Origin of the sequence: Caballeronia eucalypticola (assembly GCF_047608185.1) — a bacterium.
GTDB lineage: Bacteria > Pseudomonadota > Gammaproteobacteria > Burkholderiales > Burkholderiaceae > Caballeronia.
Genome location: NZ_JBLKRU010000043.1, coordinates 25,219 through 46,986, shown reverse-complemented (window position 1 = coordinate 46,986; position 21,768 = coordinate 25,219). Strand labels below are relative to the sequence as shown.

Below are 21,768 nucleotides of genomic sequence, written 5' to 3'. Positions count from 1 at the left end.
CCTTTAATTGATGGCGTTGCAGGCGCAACGCACGGTGTCCCGGGGATACTTCAGGTGGATTTCTTATCGAGCGCGATATTCGCGAAATTCGCATACAGCGCCTGGTTGCCGCCGAAATTGAGCACCTCGCGCCGGGCGAGCGTGACAACGTGGGGAGAGATCAACGGGATTCGCGCGACATCGGTTTGCACCTGTTGCTGAAAACGGTCGTAAATCGCCCGGCGTTTCGCAGGATCGATCTCCGCCTGGCCGCTCTCGAGCAATTGGTCGACTTCAGCATTGCGATAGTCGGCGGCGTTCGAAAACGCGACGCCCGGCTTGAAGTTCTTCGACCAGTAGAAACGCTGCGTGCCAATAGCCGGGTCCGGACCCGCGTTGGCGGAATAGATGATCGTGTCGAAATCGCGCCGGGTGTAGACGCGATTCACAAACTCGCCGAAGTCTGATGAGCGAATATTCAGCCGCACACCGATCTTCTGCAGATTGCTGCGAAGATGCTGTGCGATGGGGGCAAGCGGACCCGTCGGTGCGGGGTCGTTGGTGAGCGTGAGCCGGATACCCTGTGCGTCGCGCATGAGTCCGGCCGCTTCGAGCAGGGCCTCGGCCTTCGCGAGATCGAGCGGATAGGTCGGCACGTCGGCGGTGAAAAAAGCGGGAAAGGCCTTCGGGATCGGTGCCTCGACCTTGTCCGCATAACCCAGCCAGATGTTCTTCACAATGAAATCGCGGTCGAACGCATGCGCAAAAGCCTGGCGCACGCGAGGGTCGCGAAACTGCGGACGATCGAGATTAAATTCAAACGCCGAGGTACCGGTGATATAGGTGGACGGATAGTCCTTGACCACAATTTGCGGATTGCGCGACAAACGCACGATGTCGGTCAGCGCGACGCCATAATTGTCGCTCAGGTGCACCTCTCCCGTTTCGAGTGCACTCGCCCCGCCACTGCGATCCGCGATAAATCGAAACAGCACTTTATCGACGTAAGGCCGCGGCGAATCCCAGTAGTCCGGATTGCGCTCGAGCAGGACGTAGTTGCCCTGCTCCCACTTCACGAACTTGAACGGCCCATTGCCAATTGGCGCGTTATTCAACGGATTCGAAAGCACGTCGCGTCCGGCATAAAGATGCTGCGGCAGGATCTGCGCTTCCACCGACGACATCAGCGCGCTCAGAAGGTAAGGCGCCGGCTTGCTGAGCCGAAGGGTTGCCGTGAGCGCGTCTGGCGTATCCACGGCAACGACGTTGGCAAACGTAGTACGCCCGCGGCTATGGTATTTCTTCCATATCTCCAGCACGGAATAAGCAACGTCCTTCGACGTGAACGGCTGGCCGTCGTGCCACCTTACGCCGGGCCGCAAATGGAACGTCAGCGACAGTCCGTCACTGGCCGCTTCCCAATGAGTAGCAAGCTGAGGCTGGGGATTGAAATGCTCATCGAAGGTGAGCAAGCCGTCGAAGATCTTGCCCGAGACAAGCTGCGCTGTGCCCGCGGAAGTAATCGCGCTCGTCAGGCCGCTGGTGGCCTCAGGTCCTGAGCCAACGACCAATGTTCCACCGCGTGGCAACGTCTGCGCCGCCCTGGCGCTCAAGGGCAATGCAAGGTCGGTTGCCACGCCGGCGAGCGCGGCGACCCTGAGAAAACTTCTGCGGCTGACAGCCATGATCGGGGGTCCCGGAAAAAGTCCTGTTCCCGTCGATGGTACTGAGACCCCGTGCTTCGATGAACCAATTAATTAGGTTATCTATATGATTTTCGCGCCGGCCGTGTACACCAATGCGATAGCGCTGCGCCAGCAGACAGCGGCGCAGTTCACGCTGCGAGAAAGTCAAGAAGGCGAAGGTACTGCGCATGCATGAGCAGGCCGAGCAACTGGCGCACATCCGCACTGCGATGTAAGGGAAACGCGCGCTCGACATCCTCGAGGCTGAACTCCGACTCGCTCGCGGCAAGCCATTTGATAACCGGCTCAAGCGATGCTGGTGCATCCGTTTCGAGCGTGGTCCGCGTCACCCACTCGCGGTCCCAGGCGCTTACGATCAGTGCCATTGCGACGCGGTTCAGCGGCCGGGTCTCAGCGCGCGAAGTCGGGATGCGCCGGAACCGTGAGGTCTGATTGATCGTTGCCACCCGTTCATCGATCGAACGCGGCATGAGATCGGTAGCGCGGAGACGGCTCAAGTTGTCCGGCAACGCGGCAAGTAATCCGGCGGCGGTTTCCAGGGTTGCGGCCGCACCGAGATGACCGTCGCGCGAACCATACAACGGTGCACGCCATGCCGGTTGCTGCAGCAACAGTCCTTGCAACCTCTGCTGCAGCGTTTCCAGCAAGGAAGGCGGCCGGAGGACGATGCTGATCGAATACGAGTCTTCCGTCGCCTCGGTGCGGTGCCACGTGCCGCGCGGCAGAAACAGCACGGACCCGGGGGTCATCTTGATCGCGTCGAACATAGCCCGCGATGCATCTGGAAACGATTCGCGGGTTTGTGCATACATGTCTTCGGAGGCCGCCATACCCGGACCGAATTGCGAGCCGTACGGTTGAGGGATCTCGTCCATCGGTGCGACGTAGAACGTCTTGCTGCCTTCCATTTGGACCGAGATCACTTCTTCCGCGTCGTAGTGACAGGCGACGCCGTCATCGTGCGGGGATGAGAAAGCCGTCAAGCGAGCACTCCCCTGCGCGATACCCAATTCCGTTTCCAGCTCGCGCAGGAAGGCGTAGCCGCCCGTCGCACAGGGCGCAATGTCGCGTAGATAAACCGTCAAACCTAGCTGGCGCAGATTGGCGGCGTTCGCGTTTGCATCGAAGACTTGAGGGAAGCGCAGGCCACGCCCGAATGCAACCGGCCCGCGATATACGCTCGACAGCGCAGCGAAGCTGGCGAGTGGCGGCTGCTTCAGTACGTCCGGCAGGCGATCGAGCGTGCCGTGCGTGGCGGCCGCCCGGTCGGGCACGATGCCCCTTCGAAAGTCCTCCACCAGCCGCGATGACAGGAGGCGCTCAAGATGCCGCGTGACGCCCGCATCAGGCATCGCGTTCACCGGCCAAAGGTGTGACGGCATCCATGCGCGCGCGCCGAACCAGGCTCAGTTCTATCACTGTATCGCGCAGCAGCAATTTGCTCCTTGCCGGCTCGATCAGGATGCCGTCGCGCATCGGCGTTGTGCACGCTGTGGTCACCACGCCGTCGATTCGCATCGCACACACGTTGCACAAGCCGCGCCGGCACGACAACGAAAACGCTAGCGCTGGATCAACGGCGCGCTGCAGATACTGCAGGGCGCTTGATACGCTCACGCCCGACCAGTCGCTCGCGCCGATGCCGGCCTCCTCGGGACTCGGGAGGTTGTAGGTGCTAGGGGTATCGTCGCCGGGCGTTCGGTGGAGATGGATGACCATTGTCATCGATGCAAGGTTCGCTTTCATGCCGGCGCGAGAAATGGAAATTCGACCGGCTCCACGCGATGAAGCAACGCGTGCGAACCCGCCTGCCGCGAGATCAGGCCATGCTCCAGCGTAGTCGTAGCCGTTTGCTCTTTCTGATCGTGCCGGCGATGTGCGCCGAGCGATTCTGGGCGTGCAAGCGCGGAAAGCAGCGCGCTTTCAATCACAGGCAGCGCGGACATGCATTCGAGCGCATCGCTCCAGTCGCGGTTCCAGCCGGCATCGCGATTGCGGCATGCGAGCCGTGAAATATCGTCGTGCGAGATGGTGCGTACCTCATCCAGTGCCTTCGCAAGTCCCGCTCCATCACGCACCGCTCCGAGCGCGCCGTCGACCAGTTGACCGAGACGCCGCTTCATATCGAAGGGTGCGATACCGTCCTGGCGCTCGAACGGCGCTTTGATCCGCGCCTGCACGGCGCGCCATTGTTCATGCGCGACGAGGTTCACCGGCTCTTGAGACCCGCCAAGCGCAAGCGCGGCGGCTGAGCGTCCCGCGGCCTTGCCCTGCACCAGCACTTGCGCACCCGCGTTGCCCGACAATCGATTGCCGCCGTGCACACCACCGGTGGCCTCGCCGCACGCGTACAGGTTTGGAACGCCAGTAGAGCCGTCCACATCGACACGAATTCCGCCCAGCGAAAAATGCGCGGCGGGCGCAACTTCAATTGCATGACCGGCGCGAATGCGTTCGACAAGCGGTGTCATGTCGAAGCCCTCCCAGCGCCAGTCGGCGGCGAACGAGCGCGACCACGTCGGGAAGTTATCGACTATGTCGCGCGGCAGATGTGCCCATGACAGATACACGCCGCCGTTCGGACTGCCACGTCCCTCGAACACCTCGGCGGCACTTGCGGCAGCAACAACGTCTCTTGTGGCGAGCTCCATGCGCTCGGGGTCCCAGCGCGCCATGAAACGCTCGCCATAGCGGTTGAGCAGCGACGCGCGCACGCCGCTCTGCGGCCCGAGGATCCAGGGGAATTGCAAGCCGCGCCACATGTCCGGGGCAACGAGGCAGCATGGGAGAAACTGCAGCATCTCCATCTCGATCAGATCGGCGCCCGCTGCAAGCGCCATGGCGTGACCGTCGCCCGACAGCTCCTCGGGCGCCGTGCGCAAGCTCCAGTTGGACGTCGCGCCACCCGTCGCAATTACGATCGCGCGTCCGTGCAACGCCTCGACCACGCCGGTTCGCCGATCAAGACCCGCCACGCCAATCACGGCGCCGTCGCGCGTCAGGAGATCGGTCGACTGAAAGTCCTCTCGAAAGCGTACGCCCGCGTGCAATGCGGCCGTGGTAACCACGCGCTGCATCGATGGTCCGGGAATCCGCACACCGCGCCCGCTGCTGTGTCCCGGTGCATGCTTCGTAGCACTGACCTTTGCACCATCTGTGATCAGACGGCGCAGTTCGTCTCCCACGCCCGCAACCATCGCCGCTACGAGCCTCTGGTCGCTCAGGAAAGAGCCGGAGCGGATGGTGTCGGCGAAAAATATTTCGTCAGTATCGTCGGGATTGGCGTCGAAACCAAGCTCGATGGCCGTGCGCCCGGACACGGATACGCCGCCGCCCGATGTGATGGTCGCGCCGCTGCGCCCTACCAGGCTCTTGTTCACGACAAGCACGTTGGCGCCTGCCGCGCGCGCATGCCACGCGGCGACCAGTCCCGCCGCGCCGCTGCCTATCACGATGACGTCCCAAGGATCCATACCGGGGTTTCCGCTGTGCTGAGTGATGTGCTGAATGAGATATTCGATGAGGTGCTGAATGATGCAAGCCCAAACGCTGGCCGCGGTTAGTAGAGCATTTTGCGAAGTTCAAGCAAAGCAAGCAATCCAGATATCTAAATCACGGGCAAAGCAGAATGAGTTCATAACCAATCCGCTTAATCTTCGTTGGCCGTGTCCATCGCGGGCGTCACACTATCCGGCATCTCCCGCTGGCGGCCTTGCCGCGTCCACCATGACCTACGAAACGACCTCTCCTGCAGAAATTCGAGGCAGCCCGCTCGCGAAGGCCTTCGAGCAACCGCTGATGCTCGGCGTCTTTCTCGACTTGCAGGATATCAAGCGCTCGACCCTGCCGCGCACCTCCACCTGGACCTTCGATTACAACGCGGAGGTGGTGCGCAAGGCAGACGATCTTGGCTTCGAACTGGCGTTCAGCCGAACGCAATGGCTGCCAAAAGGCGGCTATGACGGCGAAGCCTCGCTTGATGCTTTCGTTGCGCTCGGCGCCATGGCCGCGATCACCAAGAACATCCTGCTGATCTCGACCATCCACGTGCTCTACGGTCCGATACATCCGCTGCATCTGGCCAAGTACGGCGCCACGCTCGATCATATTTCGAAGGGCCGGTGGGGCATCAACATCGTCACCGGGCATCGTGCCGTCGAGCACGAGATGTTCGGCTGGGATCGTATTGAACACGACACGCGCTATGAGCTCGCCAGCGAACTATTCGATGTCGTCCAGCGGCTGTGGACCGATACCGAGAATTTCTCATTCGAAGGCAAGTCGCCGTGGAAAGTACATAACGGCTACGTCACACCGAAACCGCTGTTCGGACGGCCGGTGCTGGTGAACGCGACCGGCTCCGAAGCGGGTATCGCGTTTGCTGCGAAGTATTCGGACATCGTGTTCATTACGAGCCCCGGCGGCGCGCATATCGATAGTGCGCTGGAAACCCTCCCCGCGCATATCGCCAACATCAAGGCGCAAGCCGCAAGTGTGGGCCGCACCGTGCGCACTGTGATCAATCCGGTCATCGTGAGCCGGGACACCGAACTCGAAGCGAACGAATATGCCGACGCTATCGTGGCCAATACGGTATCAAGCGGCGATAGAAGCTACGACAGCGATGCGCACGCATGGCGAGGCCGCAAGGATGCATCGCAGAAACAGGGGCGTGGCATTGGTGGCAACATCGAGATCGTGGGGACTCCCGAGCAGGTGGTCGAACAGCTCGTTGCGCTGAAAAAAGCAGGCATAGACGGTGTACAACTCGGCTTCTTCGATTTTCTCCCCGACCTCACGTACTTTGGCGAACGCATTCTGCCTTTATTGAAGCAGGCGGGACTGCGTCTGTAGCATTCGCTTCGATCAGGCCGGCGCCATGGGCGCTTATATGCAACGTGAAAGCCTCTCACCCGATTGCAGGTTCAATGCTAACGATCCCTCAATCGCTTCGTTGAATCTGTCGCCCTTTCGCTCGTACGCTATGTCGGTTCCCTGGCATCGCCCTACCGGGACTTTCGCTGCATGCTCGTGCAACGGGCATCGTATCCGGCGCGACAGCACCCGCCGATCGCGTCTCAACATCAGTCATGACTACTTAGCAGGAGCATCGACATGAGCATTCGCAACATTCATCGCGCGACACTACAGAAATGGCTGACAGAAAGCGGCCTCGGCAGCGGCGAAGAACTCGCGCTGCTGGATCTGAGGTCGGTGGAAGCGTTCGCAAAAGGACACCCGCTCTTTGCGACCAATCTGCCAGTGGAAAACCTGCAACGCGATGCGCTGCGCTTCGTACCACGCAAGTCGGTGCGGCTCGTGCTCGTCGACAACGGTGACAATACGGCCGTGCAAGGCGCGGCGACACTCGAACGCCTTGGCTACATTGACATCAACGTACTCACCGGCGGCATTCCCGCATGGACGGCGGATGGCCTCAACGGACTGCCCACCTTCGATATCCCCGGTATCATTTTTTCCGAAAGCGTGCGGGACCTGCGCGGCACACCGTCCATTGAAGCCTCACAACTCAAGACACTGTATGACGCGAAAGAAGACGTCATTGTGATCGACACCCGAACCCGGGACGAGTTCGCGCGTGGGCACGTCCCGGGCGCGGTCAATGCGCCGGGCGAAGAGATCCTCTATCGCTTCCTCGATCAGGTTCCCAACCCGGACACATTCGTTGTGGTGTCATGCGCGGGTCTTCCACGCGCGATCATCGGCGCCCAGACTCTCATCGATGCGCAGGTGCCGAACCGCGTAGCGTTCCTCGAAGACGGTACCGCGGGGTGGACTCGTGCGGCGCTTGAACTGGCTACCGGCGGCGAGCAGCGCACGCCCGCCAGTACCGCAGCAGCCGGCTTTGGCGCGAAACACGCGCTCGCACTGGCGGCACGTGCGGACGTCAGCACAGTGAGCCAACAGGGCGTCGAGGAATGGCTTGCGGACACTGAGAAACGCACGACCTACCTGCTCGACATCCGCTCGGCCGAGGAATACGCAGCCGGTCATGTTCCAGGCTCCATCTCGGCGCCGGGAGGTCAGTTGCTGGCGGTATCTCATCGCACGGTAGCGACGCGCGGTGCGCGCCTTGTGCTGATAGATGACGACGGTACCCGCGCCGTCACGACCGCCTACTGGCTACGCCAGCGCGGATGGGAAGTCCACTTGCTGGAAAATGCATTGGGCGAGGTATTGCGCGAAGCGAGCACGACGTCCGCCGCGCAGACGCCCGAACTGCTGAACTCCTGAGCGACGATCAGCCCGGCTAGCCGCGATCATCGGGCAAACCGGGATCGCGGCTTGAGTTTAAAGCCGCGCGATAGACACCTCAGTCGCTTTAACGAGCGCGACCACTTCACTGCCGACCTGAAGATCGAGTTCATCGACGGAACGGGTGGTGATCACGGACGTCACAATGCCGAACGGCGTTTGCACGTCGATCTCCGATACGACCGAGCCACGGATGATCTCCTTGACGTGCCCCCTGAACTGGTTGCGAATATTGATTGCGGTGATGCCCATCGCCATGCTCCTTCGTTAAATGAGTGACGCCGCGCCCGTTAGGCACGAAAAAGATTGAGCCGGCCCGTGAACCCACGCACGCGACGGCAGGAATATCAAAAACAGTCTAGCGATCACGTCAGACCAGCAATCCTAGCAACCAAGGGGCTGAGAACGAAACGATCAATGCTGATATCCAATACACGAACAGCGCTGAAAACCACCGCCGCGACGTATATGCATAGTGCGATTGCTTGGTTGTGGCTGGGAACCCGCAGTCGTATGGTGGCTCGCTGTGCGAGAAAACACGCGCGGTATTGGCTTATGCCGCTAACGGTGGTCATATTCCAATCGGGAATTTTTTATCCATCAGGAATCCGAATGTTTTAGGACCGAACGTTCCGCCCAACGACTACGCCCGATGACAATGACATTCTCTTTACCTGCAATATCTGACGATGCCTTATCGGGAAATTGATGCCACGGCTTTGGGTGTGTTGCTGCGCAGCTCACGTGAACTCGCGGTCCTGGATTTGCGCCTGGCGCAGGAATTCGGCAACGGCGCGCCGCTCCACGGAGCCAATGTGCCTGCCGCCGAGCTGTCGAGCCGTGTGCGCGAGCTTGTCCCGAATCGGCATACTCCAATCGCACTTCTCGATGCCGACGGCGGGCTGATCGCGCAATCGGCATCCGAGCTTCTCGAACTGGGCTATACCAACGTGCAGGGACTCGCCGGCGGATTGAACGGCAACGAGCGCCTGCCCGTAGTGCCCATTCGCATTGCAGGGCCCCGAGTGATATCGGGCGAGGTCGAAAGAAGTTTTCGTACGCCGGTGACAACCGCCGGTGAACTCGCCGCGCTCAGGCGTAACGGTGCCTCCGTGATTGTGCTTGATACCCGCTCGGTAGCGGAATATGAGCGCGAGCACATTCCAGGCTCGTTCCCGACTCCGGGCGGCGAAATACTGCCGCGCTTCAATGCATTGGTTGACTCTCCAGAGACGCATGTAATCGTCACTTGTGCCGGACGTTCCCGCGCAGTGCTGGGCGCTCAAAGCCTGATTCTTGCTGGCGTGGTGAACCCCGTGTCGACACTCGACTTCGGGACGCTCGGCTGGGTTGACGCGGGCTACCCGCTCAATCACGGGCCAGAACAACCTCTGCAAGCCATCCGGTCCGTCGATCTGGACTTCGCAAGACAGGCACTTGCCTCGTTTGCGGAAAGCGTCCCTGCTATCGGCGCAGATGAATTACAGACCTGGCTTGCAGATGCATCACGAACAACTTACGCCCTGGACGTGCGCTTGCCCGAAGATTACGAGCGGGCACATCTGCCGGGATCAGTAAGTGTTCCTGCCGGTCAGCTGGGTATCAGCCTGGGCAAGTGGGTCGCCGTTCAGGGAGGACGCCTCGTTCTCATCGACGCCGACCCGGGCGTGCGGGCGCTGACCGTCGGCCGCTGGTTCGCGCGAATCGGCTGGGAGGTCAGCATTCTCAAGCATGATTTCGTGAACTGATTTCGCGGACAGCTCAAGGGAACCTGCGAGGGCCTGCGGGGTTCCGTCAAGGCCCTTCCCGGCCGGCCAGAACGAACGCTCTGGTGGCCAGTGCAGCGGCGCAGTGACGACCGCCGCGCATCGCTGTCAGACTGCCTTGGCGGCTCGCGATGTGTGCGTAGCCGTTTCCTTCGCGGCCTTCGAGGCGGCAGCCGTCGCTGCATCAAAACTGCTTTCAGCAAGTTCGACGGCCTGCTTCGTTGCCTTGTGGACCGTGTCGTAGGTGGTGTTGGCAGCGGTAATTGTCGACTTCAGCAGGGCCACCGCAGTCTCCGAACCAGCCGGCGCGTTCTTTGTCAGATTGTCGATGAAGGTCTGCGCGCTATGGCTGTATTCGGCAAACTGCGCTTCCGCGACTTTCAGGAATTCCGATTGGGTGCCAGTCAGGATTTCAACCACATGACGGCTATATGCCTGGGCCTTTTCAGCGGCCGGTTGGGTCAGGCTACTTTGGAGCTTCAGCAGATCCTGAGGGTCTTTCCCGGACAGTGTCTTCTGCGCGCTTTCCTGCGTTTCGGCGAAGATTGACTTTGCGCCCTGCAAGTTCAGGATAGTCAGCTTTTCAACGCCTTCGAACAGCTTGTTCGTCAGGCTGAAGAATGTGTCGACATGGTTTTTCTGTCCTGCGGCAAACTGTTCCGGAGAAAACTGGGTCATTTCCGTGCTCCTAAGTAAGCGGACACTTGCGGGCTCTGATGGTTAAGTCGGTTAGATCAAACCATGATGCGAAGGTGATGCGTCGCAACATGAAGCCCATTCTTGGTGCCACGAGCAATGATGTCAAATGACATATTCGTGATAGCAAATATGGCGCTCGATCCTGACTCAAGCAGCCTTGCGTGTAAGACCGGCCATGAACCTGCGGCGCCCATTCGTATCACTGCCAGCCGAAAGCGGCTTCATCTGCAATGCGAGTCAGACCAGGTAATACAGGCGGTCGTCCTCGCGCACGGGCGCCGGATCGACGTTGTGCTGCGCGCAATGGGCACATGTATTCGCATCGGCAATCAGGCTATATGCATAACGCACCGCACGCAGCGTGGCTGAATAGCGCTCATCCTCTTCCGGGAAGAACCGTTCGGCCGGATACCGGTCGGAGAACTTAAGGTTGTCGAGCGCCGCCTGCAGTTCAGGACGCAGTCCGGCAAGCAAAACGACCCGGCCATGGCTTTGACTTTCGCGCAGAAAATGTTCAAGCTTTTCTATGCACACCACGTCTGGATTACGCACTCGCTTGAGCCGCAGGACAACGTGGCGAATCCCGCGAGCCCTGACTTGCGCATTGACTGATTCGAAATGGCGATCCAGCTCCAGTGCGGCACCAAAGAACAATTCGCCCTCCAGGTCGTACACCGCTACCGACGTACATTCCGGGTCGCTCGGCAAGCGTTCGCGCACCACCCGCTCCGGGCTGACGAACAACTCGGTCGCTTTCAGTTTTGCTGCGCGCGGTACAAACAGCACAATCGATACGGCTACTCCGACGAGAATGGCGAACTCGACGCCAATCACCAGTGCCGACAATGCCGTGATCAACACGAGCCCCGCGTCGTAACGAGACGCTCGCAGCGCATAGCGGATCCGTTCGAAGTCGATCAGGCGGAAGGCTGTAACAAGCAGGAGACCCGCAAGCGATGCCTTGGGAATATAGCGAGTCAACGGTGCCAGAAGCAGCACTGCCGCAGCGACGATCACCGCCGTGATCACGCCCGAGAAGCGTGTGACGGCACCCGCCTGGTAATTAATGGCTGAACGTGAAAGGGAACCCGAGCCCGGCAAACACCGGAAGAAGCCGCCCACCAGATTGGCGAGTCCTTCAGCCAAGCACTGACGGTTATAGTCCAGCGGCTGGCCACTCCTGTGAGCGATCGATTTCGCAATCGAGAGCGCTTCGAGCAACCCAAGGAACGAGATAGCAACCGCCGATGACGAGAGCTGCCCAAGCCAGGACCACTTGATCTCCGGGATATGCGGCTCTGGCAAGCTGGCCTTCAACGCCCCGATCACCGAAATCGCGGTCTTGCCTCCTGCCCCTGGCGTCGACCATCCAAGCGCGTAAGCTGAAACGCTCATCACAAGCAGCACAAGGAACATGTCGAACTGAGGCAGCTTGTAGCGACGCACGGCTTTGCGCAGCGAGAGTGCGAGCACGACCGTGACAGCGCTAACCGCCAGGGCTTTAAGGTTCACTGGATCGCCATGGACAACGGTCAGCCACAAGCGGTAAAGCACATGCTGGTGGCCAGTGCCTTTCTCACGCACGCCAAGTGCATTGCCAATCTGTCCAACGGCCAGAAGCACAGCCGCGCCCGCCATGAAGCCAAGGATCACGGATTCGGAAATGTACTTGGTGAGATCGCCCAGACGGAAAACCGCTATGGCTATTTGAATGATGCCGACCATCACGCCGAGCAGGAACATCGCCTCGTAAATATCCGCGCTTGCATTCGGATCCAGAAACGCGAGCGCGCTGAATACCACCAGGGAAATTGCGCTGGTCGGTCCATTGATCAAGTGCGAGGACGATCCAAAAATAGACGCGACCAGCGTGACGATCACCGCGGAGTACAAACCAAAACGAGCATCGACGCCGGCAATCAGCGCGTACGCCATGCCTTGCGGCAAGGATATGGCGGCAACCGTGAGGCCTGCCACGAGGTCACGTCGCCCCTTTTCCGTCGTGTAACCAAGTTGGCTGATGCGTTGACTGATGCATTGGCTGATGGATTTCATATTGGATTTCATGCCCCGCTTTTTTGGATTGCGACGGCAGCGTTGTCTGCAGCAGCCGCGCCCGCAGGACCGATAACCGTATCGATGATCCCGTTTTCGTCGAAGAACTTGTGATTGGCGTCGTCCCAGCTTTTCGCTATGTCGGTCACGTTGAAAAGCTTGATAGGTCTCAAGCGGTCAGCGTATTGGCTGGCAATCGCAGGATTGACGGGCCGATATCCCGCTTGCGCCACGATCTCTTGCGCAGGATCAGTGAAGAGGTACTCAAGATAAGCGCGCGCGTAGCGCTCGGTGTGATGCCGGGCGACATTGCGGTCAACCCACGCAACGTCAGGCTCAGCGAGAATGCTGACCGGTGGATACACAATCTCGAGTTCGCCGGGTGTGTCGGCAAGCTCGCGGACCGCTTCGTTTTCCCAGGTCAGTTGAACGTCCCCCAGCTTCTCGACAACGAAGCTCGTCGCGGCACCACGAGCACCGCTATCGAGCCGCGTCGTGTGGCGGTAGAGCGCTTCGAGATAAGCGTGGGCGGCGGCGTCGGTGCCGCCACGCGTCGTTACGGCGCCCCACGCAGCCAGCGCACTGAGTTTCCCGTTACCTGAGGTTCGCGGGTCCGGTGTGATGATCTCGACACCGGGCTTTACCAGATCGGGCCAATCATGAATGCCTCTGGGATTACCTCGTCGAACCACGAACACAATGGTCGAATAGTAGGGCTGCGAATGATGTGGCAAGCGGTCTTGCCAACCATCGGCAATCAGGCCGCGCTTGCGGAGCGCATCGATATCCGTGAACAACCCCAGTGTCACGACGTCTGCATCTTGCTGACCATCAATCATCGCGCGCGCTTGCCGTGAAGAGCCTCCATGCGATTGTTTCACCTGGAGGCGAACGCTATTCTCACGCTGATAGTTGGCGATGAATTGCTGGTCGAGCCGAAGGTATAGCTCGCGAGTCGGATCGTACGAAACATTCAGGATCTGGCGATTGACGTCGCCCTGGACATTCTTGACACCGATCAGCGTGACCGCAACCACAACAGCCGCTACCGCGCCAACGCTCAACCAGGGGATGGGCTTCATGGTGGTTCTCAAAGCGGTGAGAAAATAGTCGCCACGCAAACAGAGGATCGTGGGCGCCTGGGGCACATTCGGTTAAGGCGAGGAACGTTCCATTAACGCGCGTGTTCGGGTTCGTTACGCTTCAAGAGGTTCAGCGAGGTCCATCCCGCCCCGCGAGAAGGACAAAATACCGGGACGAGCGCGGTTCCGGTGTTGCCTTCCCGACTGACGCTTTTCGCATCATCCACGAAGACACAATCGTCCCCCGCCTTCAGGCTGAAGGAAACGGTGCGGTCATCGACGGCGCGATAAACCACATAGTCGGGTGCGCGCGCGTCGTTCGGAATAACGACGTGGTGCGCAGCAGCGGCAGCGGTGTCTCTTGTCGATGCGGGCTTCCAGCTCGTCTCGATGCACACCAGCAGAATGGCGACGCCAAGCACCCAAAGTGTTTTCTGCGACAAGTTCTCAGGGGATGGTGATGCGTGGGACATCGGACGGCGCTCCAGACCAGATTCACTTCTCGTCAACGTCCGCGCAATAGCGCATTTATTCTCATGATGATTGCAGCGGAACACGCTGCCTGTTGAAGACTATGAGAGCAAGGCGCAAAAAGCAGAAATAATTTAATTTCATTTGAAATTCACAAAATGACGCGGATCGATAACCAGTCTCGCTGCTGCCGAGGATGGTCAAGGACCCGATGCGAACAAAAGGGCCATATGCATATTTCAATTGCATCGTTGTGGTTGCCGGCGCCGCGTTTTATCGTTGCGCGAAATCTGACTTCGCACATCCCGGCGAGCCCGGCTGTGCGTGGATGAGAAGCGTGCGTAGTGCCGATCGCTTAGCGCCTTGGTCACTCTCCGTCTCGATGAGCGATTACCACTGGAAAGCAAACAATGAATGACTTGAAGCAACGGGGACGCAGGACCTTTATTGCCGGACTGGGCGCGACCCTGGCTGGCATCGCCCTGCCCTCGTGGGCCAAATATCAATCGGACCAGTTCAGGATCGGCTATCAAAAAGCGGCTAGTACGCTAGTGCTCCTGAAAGCACACGGCGCGCTGGAGAAGCGGCTCGCGCCGCTTGGTGTCAAGGTGACGTGGAACGAGTTTCCCGCGGGTCCGCAATTGCTTGAAGGGTTGAATGTAGGCGCAATTGACTTCGGCTATGTTGGAGAGGCACCGCCGGTATTCGCCCAAGCCGCGGGCGCGGATTTTGTCTATACCGCTTACGAGATTGCGACGCCGCACGCCGAAGGGGTGGTCGTCCTGCAAGACTCGCCGATCAAGGCCGTTGCCGATCTCAAGGGCAAGAAGATCGCGTTCAACAAGGGCTCGGACGTCCACTGGTTTATCGTCGCGCTGTTGCGCAAGAACGATCTGGACTTTGCGGATATCCAGCCGGTTTATCTGGCGCCGGCAGATGCTCGCGCTGCGCTGGAACAGCACGCCGTTGACGCCTGGGCCATCTGGGATCCGTTTCTTGCCGCCGTGGAGGGACAGAGCAATGCCCGTCTTATTGCAGACGCGCAAGGCGTGGCCAGCCATCACCAGTTCTTTTTGAGTCAGCGCGAGTTTGCGCAAAAGCGCAAGGACGTGATTGCAATCGCGCTGGAAGAACTGGGTAAGGAAGGTCGATGGGTGAAGCAGAATGGGCCGGCCGCTGCGGCTCAGCTCGCGCCCATTCAGGGCCTCGATGCCGCGATCATCGAGTCAGGCTTACGCCACTATGCTCACGTGTACAAACCAATCGATGACAACGTGCTTGCCGAACAGCAAAAGATCGCGGATACCTTCTACGAACTGAAGCTGATTCCCCGCAAGATTGTCACGAAGGAAGCGGTCCTGTCCTGAGTGAGCAACCGTGTGCAAAGCGGCAAAACGTCTAACGGCTGGCGTGCAAATCACAGATTGCACGCCAGCACCTTCAACGCAATTCGAAACCCAGTGAGGCCAAAGCATCGCGCAAGCGATCACGGCCATGCAGCGACTCACGGGTACGCCAACGCTCTACCGCCGGCTGGGTCCAGGTTGCTTCAGACTGGCCTTGCTGAACCTGGAACGTGGAAAGAATCTTGTCGTAGAGAGCAATGCCGGGGGCTTGCACGTGCGTATCGTATTGCTCGCGATGCAACACGACGGACTGCGGCAAGCGCGGCTTGACCTGCGCCGGACGACTCGAGTCCGCATAGCCAACGCACAAACCAAACACCGGCAACACATGGGGCGGCAAGCGTAATTCCGCGGCGACCTGCTCGGGCGCGTTACGAATTGCACCGATGTAGACTGAACCAAGACCAAGCGATTCAAGCGCGACCACCGCGTTTTGCGCGGCGAGCGCCGCATCTATTACGCCAACCAGCAGCGTCTCCAGATAATGCAGTCCTTCGGGCTTGACGCTTGCGCGCGCGGCTACCGCCTCAAGCCTCGCAAGGTCAGCGAGCCACACCAGCAATAACGGTGCGTCCCGGATATGCGCCTGATTCCCCGCCAGAACAGAGAGCCGCGCCTTCCGCTCAGTATCCTCGACTGCGACGACGCTCCAGGTCTGCAAATTCGAGGAGCTTGATGCGGACTGTGCGGCCGCTATCAGCGTGTCGAGCGTACCGTCGGGTAATGGCTGATCACGGTAGGAACGCACGGAGCGATGCGATAGCAGCGTTTCCAGCGTGTCGTTCCATTCTGGCAGCGACGCATCCAACTGCGTTCCGTAGCGCGCATGCCATGCTGCATCGAAGGACCCGGAACCCGGTGCATCATGCAAGCGTTCAAGTGTGGAGTCAGTGGACATTGGATTTTTCCTGGCGAAGAGTGTTATTCAAAGTTTTCCGGCCAATGCACATTCGACCGCTGTTCCCTTGAAGAAGTCGGGGTTCGCCTGCGTGTAGAGTCTGTAAGGATTGTCGAACACGTAGGCCTTGAAATCGGTTTCGCTGATCACGCCCTGCTCCACGAGTTGCCAGCTCTCCGCCAGCGCTTCGGTCAGATCGGGGACATCCCAGTGACCCACGTCCGATGAATAAATCGCGTTGATTTTTGCGCCGAGCGGATTGGCACGGTCATTGAACGCAGCGGCGATCGTGCGATCGTCCGACTCGGAACCGAAATAGAAATTGTCCACCCAACGTAAGCGGATATCTTCAAGCGTCTCAATCCCGGCCGCAGCGAAATCCTCAAGTTCGTGCGCCGCAGGCTGCCGCGCGTCACTTGTGTACGACGAACCAAGCGTGGCACGGATCAGCGCCTCTCCTTCGAGTTCACGGCCCTTGGTCAGACTGCCGCCATATTTTTTGAAAAGTTCGACGAGCAGCTTGCGATCCGTCTCGCGAGGATCGTAATGTCGCAACCCTTCGCGGCTACGCTTTGCGAAACGGTCCGCAAGATGAATATAGACATTCGCGCCCCATGCAGCACCGCCCTCGAGTAATGCAACACGCAGCGCCGGAAAACGGCGCGTCACCCCGCCGAAAAAGAGCGCCTTCGCAAACGCTTCCGACGCGTCCGCGAAATGGCCGATGTGGTTGTACATGTAGTTGCTGATCGACGAGCGTCCGGTCCAGCCCTGACTGCCGTAATGCGTGGTGACCGGCACGCCGAGCTCAACCACCTTGGCCCAGAAAGGATCGTAGTCGTACTCGCTGTCAATGCCGTAGAAGTCGATGTAAGACGCGTGCTTCGCAATGTCCGGGTATTGCCCAGGAGGATATTTCTCAGCGAGTGCACGAATGGGACGCCGGACGCCGCCACTAATATTGATGACTTTGAGCCCGAGTGTCTTGACCGCAAATTCAAGCTCTTCTATGCCCTCTTGCGGCGTGTGCAGCGGGATGCCGGCGACCGGCGTCAAATGATCCGCGAATGGCCTGTACAAGTCCGCATGGTAGTGATTGATGGCTCGCTGGAGCGCTTGCCGGTCGTCGCCGGCAGCCAGCGCCGCGAGCGCGTTATTGGGAAACAGCACCGAATAGTCCGAGCCCTGTTCGGCCTGGCGCTCGTAGAGCAACGCGGGAAGATGGTAGGTCGCCACGTCAAGCGTATTGCGCGTGACCCGTGCCCACCACGGCAACCTGATTGTGCGATGCCGCTGCCGTTCCTCCGGAGTCTGCTCGTACCAGTCCCGGCCATCGCGCAGGGTCGCGTTGCGGCGCGCGCCCGATGCACGGCGCAACGCATCGACTAAACCGACGCCACCGTAATTCGCTACGTAATCCTCAAGGGCGGGCGTGTAGTCGTTCGTGTGAACGTCGGTGTCGATTACCGGGTAACCAAGCTGATGGCGAATCGCCGCGGACGGGGAAGCCCGCAGGGCAGCAGTACGGTCGTTCATGTGCGCACTGCGAATTTATCGATGGGGTTTGTTTCGATTCACATGCGAGGCGGTTCTGGATCGCGTCATAAGCCCTGCGCATCTCGCCCAAGCAAGGGCCTAAGCCTCGCCGAATCAAGCCGAGTACTGCGCGTACATTACCCAAGAATTGCTTATACAGAAACGCGCCTGGATCTAACAATTCACGCTACCAATATGAATCCGCTACGGGTACGCATATGCGTTTTCCAGCAATAAGTCAGACCAGCTTCATCATGATCAAGCGTGCAAGTGCGCCCGCCGCTCTGCCATAGCACGTCTCTTTTGCATCTATCCAACGACGTCCCCAGCCGGATTTGCTTTTTCCAAATGCTTATTTCTCCCGCTTCACCAAGCACGCTAACCTCGATTCGTCGCTTTCAATTGCGTCGGGTACCAGAGGCCAACGAGCATGCATTACAAGGGTTATGACGTCGCACCCGCGGCGCAAGCGTTACCCGGTGGGCTATTCGCAGCCAATCTCGTCATACAGGATGAGGTGTCGCTACTGAAGCCGGCCTTCGTATTCGACGAGCTCGACTACTTCTTCGAATCAGATCTTGCCGTGGCCTATGCAACTCGCTGGGCGCGCATGTGGATCGATGACCGCCCCCTGCGGTGCGCCTGACCTACCGGGGCATACGCGCACTTACTTCAACGCCAGGGCAACACGCCTTGGGCGGATAAAAAATGACTTTGAATCGAAGAGCGTTCCTGCACACGTCGCTCGCATTGATGTCGGCCGGGGCTGCGGCGATCGTGCCAGCCACGGACAGCGCGGCCGCATCCGGCACGCTGGTCGAGGGCGGCACGCTGACTTACGCCATACCGCAAGAGCCGCCATCGCTTGTGTCGCTGCTGGACACCAATACCGCTATTCGCAACATCAGTGCAAAGATCACCGAGGGATTGCTGCGCTACGACGCGCAGTTCAAGCCCCAGCCTTTATTAGCGACTTCCTGGGTCATCAGCGCCGACAGACTTGAATACACGTTCAAGCTGCGGCCTGCCGTGACATGGCATGACGGTCGTGAGTTTACGTCTGCTGACGTACGCTATTCGGTGCTTGCGCAACAAAAACTCGGACCACGCGGACGCATCACGCTGGCGAACGTGGCGCGCGTTGATACGCCGGACCCGCTCACGGTCGTGCTGGTCCTTTCCAAGCCCACGCCCTACTTGATCAAGGCGTTGTCATCGGCAGAACTGCCAATCGTGCCGCAGCATCGCTATGGAGAGGGAGATCCGCTCACTAGCCCGAACCTGAATGCACCTATTGGCACCGGTCCGTTCATCTTCGATAAATGGGTGCGCGGCAGCTACATCAGCCTGCGCAAAAATCCGAACTACTGGCGCAAGGGCACACCGCATCTGGATCACGTCATCTACCGGATCGTTCCCGACCAGGCCGCCATTTCCGCAGCGCTCGAGACGGGCGAAGCGGACGCTGCAGGCAATGTGGCGCTCTCGGATCTGGGGCGTCTTGCCGCGCTTGCCCAACTTCGTATAGACAACACGTACGACGCTTACTTGAACAATGCGTCGTTTCTGGAATTCAATGTCGAGAGCCCGATCCTGGCCAAACCTGACGTGCGCAAGGCGATTGCCCAGGCGCTGGATCGCAACTTCATCAGGGACAATATCTATTACAAGCGCTCGACCGTGGTCAATTCGCCGGTCCCAGCGGCGTTGTCGAACTATTACGACGACAGCACGTTTCATTACCCCTACGACCTGATCGCAGCGAACCGGTTACTCGACGACGCGGGATATAAAAGGCAGTCCGACGGCCAGCGCTTCGCGCTCAGGCTGACCACTATTCCCGGGCCTGACTTCAAGCGTACGGCGGATTATCTTCGCGCGGCTCTGTCTCGTGTCGGCATCAAGCTCTCTAGCCTCGACGGTGACCAGCCGACCTTCTTGCGCCGCGCTTACATCACCCGCGAATTCGACCTGAATATCAATGGGCTGGGACGCCTCTACGATCCGACCGTCGGTGTGCAGCGCATCTACTGGTCCGACGGCGTCAAACATCCGCTGATCTGGATCAATGCTTCGCACTACCAAAACCCGCAAGTGGACGAGCTGTTCCGGCAGGCAGCGGTCGAAACCGATGAACCGAAACGGGGTGCCGCATTCAGGGAGATCCAGCGCATCGTGGGCCGTGACCTGCCGGTGCTACCGCTCGTGACGGTGCCTTCCTTGCAGGTCTATAACGCACGCGTCCACAATTTAAGTAACAGCATCGACCTGGCAGCAGGCGATTTCTCGGACACCTGGATCGAAGCCAGGACCTGACACTGGCACCTTGAGCACATTGAACCATGACTAAACACTTACCGGATGGTTTTCCTACGCGATGAGTACGTCCCCAGCACCTAACAACCGCGTTCCCTCCCACAAGGATTTGATCATTAAAGCTACTGAGTTGGGCGGTCAGTTTGCGCTCAGCGCCGCCAGTCACGACCGTACCGGCGAGCCGCCGAGCGAGCAATTCGACGCGCTGAACGCAGCCGGATTGTTAAGACTCACAATCGCGCAATCCGCTGGTGGCTATGGTGCGGGCCTTGCGGTAGCGCGCGCCGTGGTGGGCGCGATAGCCCAAGGCGATCCATCGGTCGCGCTGATCCTTGCCATGCACTACGCGCAGCACGCTGCGATTGCCCGATCCGCAAGAAGCTGCGATGCTGACTGGCCCGCTCACCTTATACGTCGGCTCACGGATGAATCCGTCATGGGACGCTCGCTGATCAATGCAGCCCAAGTCGAAGCGGCGCTCGGCTCGCCCTCGCACGGCGGCATGCCCGAAACCGTCGCTCGACGCGTAGGCAACCAGTGGCATCTGTCAGGGCACAAGATCTACGTGACCGGCGTGCCACTGCTGTCCTGGATCAATGTGCTGGCGCGGACCGACGAGGACGAACCGCGACTCGGCCATTTCCTGGTGCCTCGCGATGCGCGGGGCGTACACATAGAGGAGACCTGGGATCCGATCGGCATGCGCGCTTCGGCGAGCCACGATGTCATTTTTTCAGACGTTGCCATCCCGCTCGCGGATGTGGTCGCGCTTAAGCCTGCTCGTCTTGGACTCCAGCGCGACGCGCAAGGCATTGCCTGGTATTTCAGCTTGCTTGGCGCGGTCTACGATGGCGCCGCGCGCGCCGCACGCGACTGGCTCCTTGACTTCCTGAACCAGCGGCGCCCTAGTGCGCTGGGCGGTGCGGCGCTCGCCAGCCTGCCGACCGTGCAGGAGATCGTGGGGCAAATCGAAATCCTGCTCGCGACCAACGATTGGCTGATGCGCAGTCATGCCGAGGCTTTTGATGCGGGCACAGCGCCCGACTCGCTGGCAGGCACGCTCAAGCATGTGGTCATCGAGAACGCTGCACAGTCAGTACAACTCGCCATTGAACTTGCGGGCAACCACGGACTGGCGCGTCGCAACCCGCTGGAGCGGCACCATCGCAATGTGCTGTGCGGTCGGATTCATGCGCCGTCGAATCCACTGTTGCGGGGCGCGGCCGCGCGCGCCGCGCTAAACGCCGCGCAACAGGATTCCGGAAGTGAGTAGCCGTCACCCTACGACGTGATCGCTGCGCCATTCTGACCGAGCCCTGATTGCTACGGGTTTCGACTCGTCGACATCCCGGCCAATAAAAATGCCGCGTATTCCACGTCGACTGTGCCGCGCTCACATCGTTTTCATGGAAAGCAAATGTCAATTCGATGGTTAGCCAAAAAGTGTAACCATGCCATCCTTGCGATCCTGCTTCGTCGCTCGCATGCTACGCGCGTATTACCAAACGCAATGCGATCGCTCCTCTTTCATTTCTTTAGTCCGTCGCGTGGCCCACCATGAGCCAAAACATCCCTCTG

At 59.7% G+C, this 21,768-nt stretch carries 18 protein-coding genes; 7 read left to right on the top strand and 11 right to left on the bottom strand.

Annotated elements, in window-relative coordinates; all coding sequences use genetic code 11:
• Positions 1-50 precede the first annotated feature (50 nt).
• From ACMX25_RS32475 to ACMX25_RS32460, 4 genes are all read right to left on the bottom strand, one after another.
• Positions 51-1,664, bottom strand: a complete 1,614-nt coding sequence (locus tag ACMX25_RS32475) for an ABC transporter substrate-binding protein (protein WP_414954004.1) — start codon at positions 1,662-1,664, stop codon at positions 51-53.
• A 149-nt stretch (positions 1,665-1,813) separates the two neighbouring features.
• Positions 1,814-3,067, bottom strand: coding sequence for a JmjC domain-containing protein (locus ACMX25_RS32470; RefSeq protein WP_414954003.1), 1,254 nt, complete (start codon positions 3,065-3,067; stop codon positions 1,814-1,816).
• Positions 3,030-3,431 carry a 2Fe-2S iron-sulfur cluster-binding protein gene (locus tag ACMX25_RS32465; RefSeq protein ID WP_200908650.1) on the bottom strand — a complete coding sequence of 134 codons (402 nt, stop codon included), beginning with the start codon at positions 3,429-3,431 and terminating at the stop codon, positions 3,030-3,032. The genes ACMX25_RS32470 and ACMX25_RS32465 overlap by 38 nt, the downstream gene beginning before the upstream one ends.
• Positions 3,428-5,158, bottom strand: a complete 1,731-nt coding sequence (locus ACMX25_RS32460; protein ID WP_414954002.1) for an FAD-dependent oxidoreductase — start codon at positions 5,156-5,158, stop codon at positions 3,428-3,430. The genes ACMX25_RS32465 and ACMX25_RS32460 overlap by 4 nt, the downstream gene beginning before the upstream one ends.
• Positions 5,159-5,411: 253 nt before the next feature.
• Between ACMX25_RS32460 and ACMX25_RS32455 the strand changes: the two genes are divergently transcribed.
• The gene (locus ACMX25_RS32455) at positions 5,412-6,539 is read left to right on the top strand and encodes an LLM class flavin-dependent oxidoreductase (protein WP_414954001.1); all 1,128 of its coding nucleotides are present in this window, start codon (positions 5,412-5,414) and stop codon (positions 6,537-6,539) included.
• A gap of 261 nt (positions 6,540-6,800) precedes the next feature.
• Positions 6,801-7,940, top strand: coding sequence for a rhodanese-like domain-containing protein (locus tag ACMX25_RS32450; RefSeq protein WP_414954000.1), 1,140 nt, complete (start codon positions 6,801-6,803; stop codon positions 7,938-7,940).
• A gap of 57 nt (positions 7,941-7,997) precedes the next feature.
• Here ACMX25_RS32450 and ACMX25_RS32445 read toward each other — a convergent pair whose 3' ends face one another.
• Positions 7,998-8,213 (bottom strand): TOBE domain-containing protein, encoded by a 216-nt coding sequence (locus ACMX25_RS32445; protein WP_047847573.1) that lies wholly within the window; start codon positions 8,211-8,213, stop codon positions 7,998-8,000.
• Positions 8,214-8,650: 437 nt separating this feature from the next.
• Between ACMX25_RS32445 and ACMX25_RS32440 the strand changes: the two genes are divergently transcribed.
• The gene (locus tag ACMX25_RS32440; protein ID WP_414953999.1) at positions 8,651-9,709 is read left to right on the top strand and encodes a rhodanese-like domain-containing protein; all 1,059 of its coding nucleotides are present in this window, start codon (positions 8,651-8,653) and stop codon (positions 9,707-9,709) included.
• Positions 9,710-9,835: 126 nt separating this feature from the next.
• Here the strand turns inward: ACMX25_RS32440 and ACMX25_RS32435 are convergent, their stop codons facing one another.
• The 4 genes from ACMX25_RS32435 to ACMX25_RS32420 form a co-directional block, all read right to left on the bottom strand.
• Complete coding sequence (locus ACMX25_RS32435) at positions 9,836-10,405, bottom strand: phasin family protein (protein ID WP_414953998.1); 570 nt, start codon at positions 10,403-10,405, stop codon at positions 9,836-9,838.
• Between the two features lie 258 nt (positions 10,406-10,663).
• A complete protein-coding gene (locus tag ACMX25_RS32430) occupies positions 10,664-12,481 on the bottom strand; it encodes a SulP family inorganic anion transporter (protein WP_414953997.1) in 1,818 nt (605 codons plus the stop codon).
• Positions 12,482-12,489: 8 nt separating this feature from the next.
• A complete protein-coding gene (locus ACMX25_RS32425; protein WP_414953996.1) occupies positions 12,490-13,563 on the bottom strand; it encodes a sulfate ABC transporter substrate-binding protein in 1,074 nt (357 codons plus the stop codon).
• Between the two features lie 92 nt (positions 13,564-13,655).
• Positions 13,656-14,036: a hypothetical protein gene (locus tag ACMX25_RS32420; protein WP_414953995.1), complete on the bottom strand. Its 381-nt coding sequence runs from the start codon at positions 14,034-14,036 to the stop codon at positions 13,656-13,658.
• Between the two features lie 408 nt (positions 14,037-14,444).
• Here ACMX25_RS32420 and ACMX25_RS32415 point away from each other — a divergent pair, with 408 nt between their 5' ends.
• On the top strand, positions 14,445-15,401 hold the full coding sequence (locus ACMX25_RS32415) for a sulfonate ABC transporter substrate-binding protein (RefSeq protein WP_414953994.1): 957 nt from the start codon (positions 14,445-14,447) through the stop codon (positions 15,399-15,401).
• Positions 15,402-15,474: 73 nt separating this feature from the next.
• On the opposite strand, the gene ACMX25_RS32410 is transcribed toward ACMX25_RS32415, so the two are convergent.
• Both ACMX25_RS32410 and ACMX25_RS32405 read right to left on the bottom strand, forming a co-directional pair.
• Positions 15,475-16,338: an NADPH-dependent oxidoreductase gene (locus tag ACMX25_RS32410; protein ID WP_414953993.1), complete on the bottom strand. Its 864-nt coding sequence runs from the start codon at positions 16,336-16,338 to the stop codon at positions 15,475-15,477.
• Positions 16,339-16,365: 27 nt separating this feature from the next.
• Positions 16,366-17,874 carry an amidohydrolase family protein gene (locus ACMX25_RS32405; RefSeq protein WP_414953992.1) on the bottom strand — a complete coding sequence of 503 codons (1,509 nt, stop codon included), beginning with the start codon at positions 17,872-17,874 and terminating at the stop codon, positions 16,366-16,368.
• Positions 17,875-18,304: 430 nt separating this feature from the next.
• Here ACMX25_RS32405 and ACMX25_RS32400 point away from each other — a divergent pair, with 430 nt between their 5' ends.
• The 3 genes from ACMX25_RS32400 to ACMX25_RS32390 all read left to right on the top strand — a co-directional run bounded on the left by ACMX25_RS32400 (position 18,305) and on the right by ACMX25_RS32390 (position 21,463).
• A complete protein-coding gene (locus ACMX25_RS32400; protein WP_414953991.1) occupies positions 18,305-18,520 on the top strand; it encodes a hypothetical protein in 216 nt (71 codons plus the stop codon).
• Between the two features lie 62 nt (positions 18,521-18,582).
• Positions 18,583-20,190 (top strand): ABC transporter substrate-binding protein, encoded by a 1,608-nt coding sequence (locus tag ACMX25_RS32395; protein WP_414953990.1) that lies wholly within the window; start codon positions 18,583-18,585, stop codon positions 20,188-20,190.
• A 61-nt stretch (positions 20,191-20,251) separates the two neighbouring features.
• Positions 20,252-21,463 carry an acyl-CoA dehydrogenase family protein gene (locus ACMX25_RS32390; RefSeq protein ID WP_414953989.1) on the top strand — a complete coding sequence of 404 codons (1,212 nt, stop codon included), beginning with the start codon at positions 20,252-20,254 and terminating at the stop codon, positions 21,461-21,463.
• The last annotated feature ends 305 nt before the right edge of the window (positions 21,464-21,768 follow it).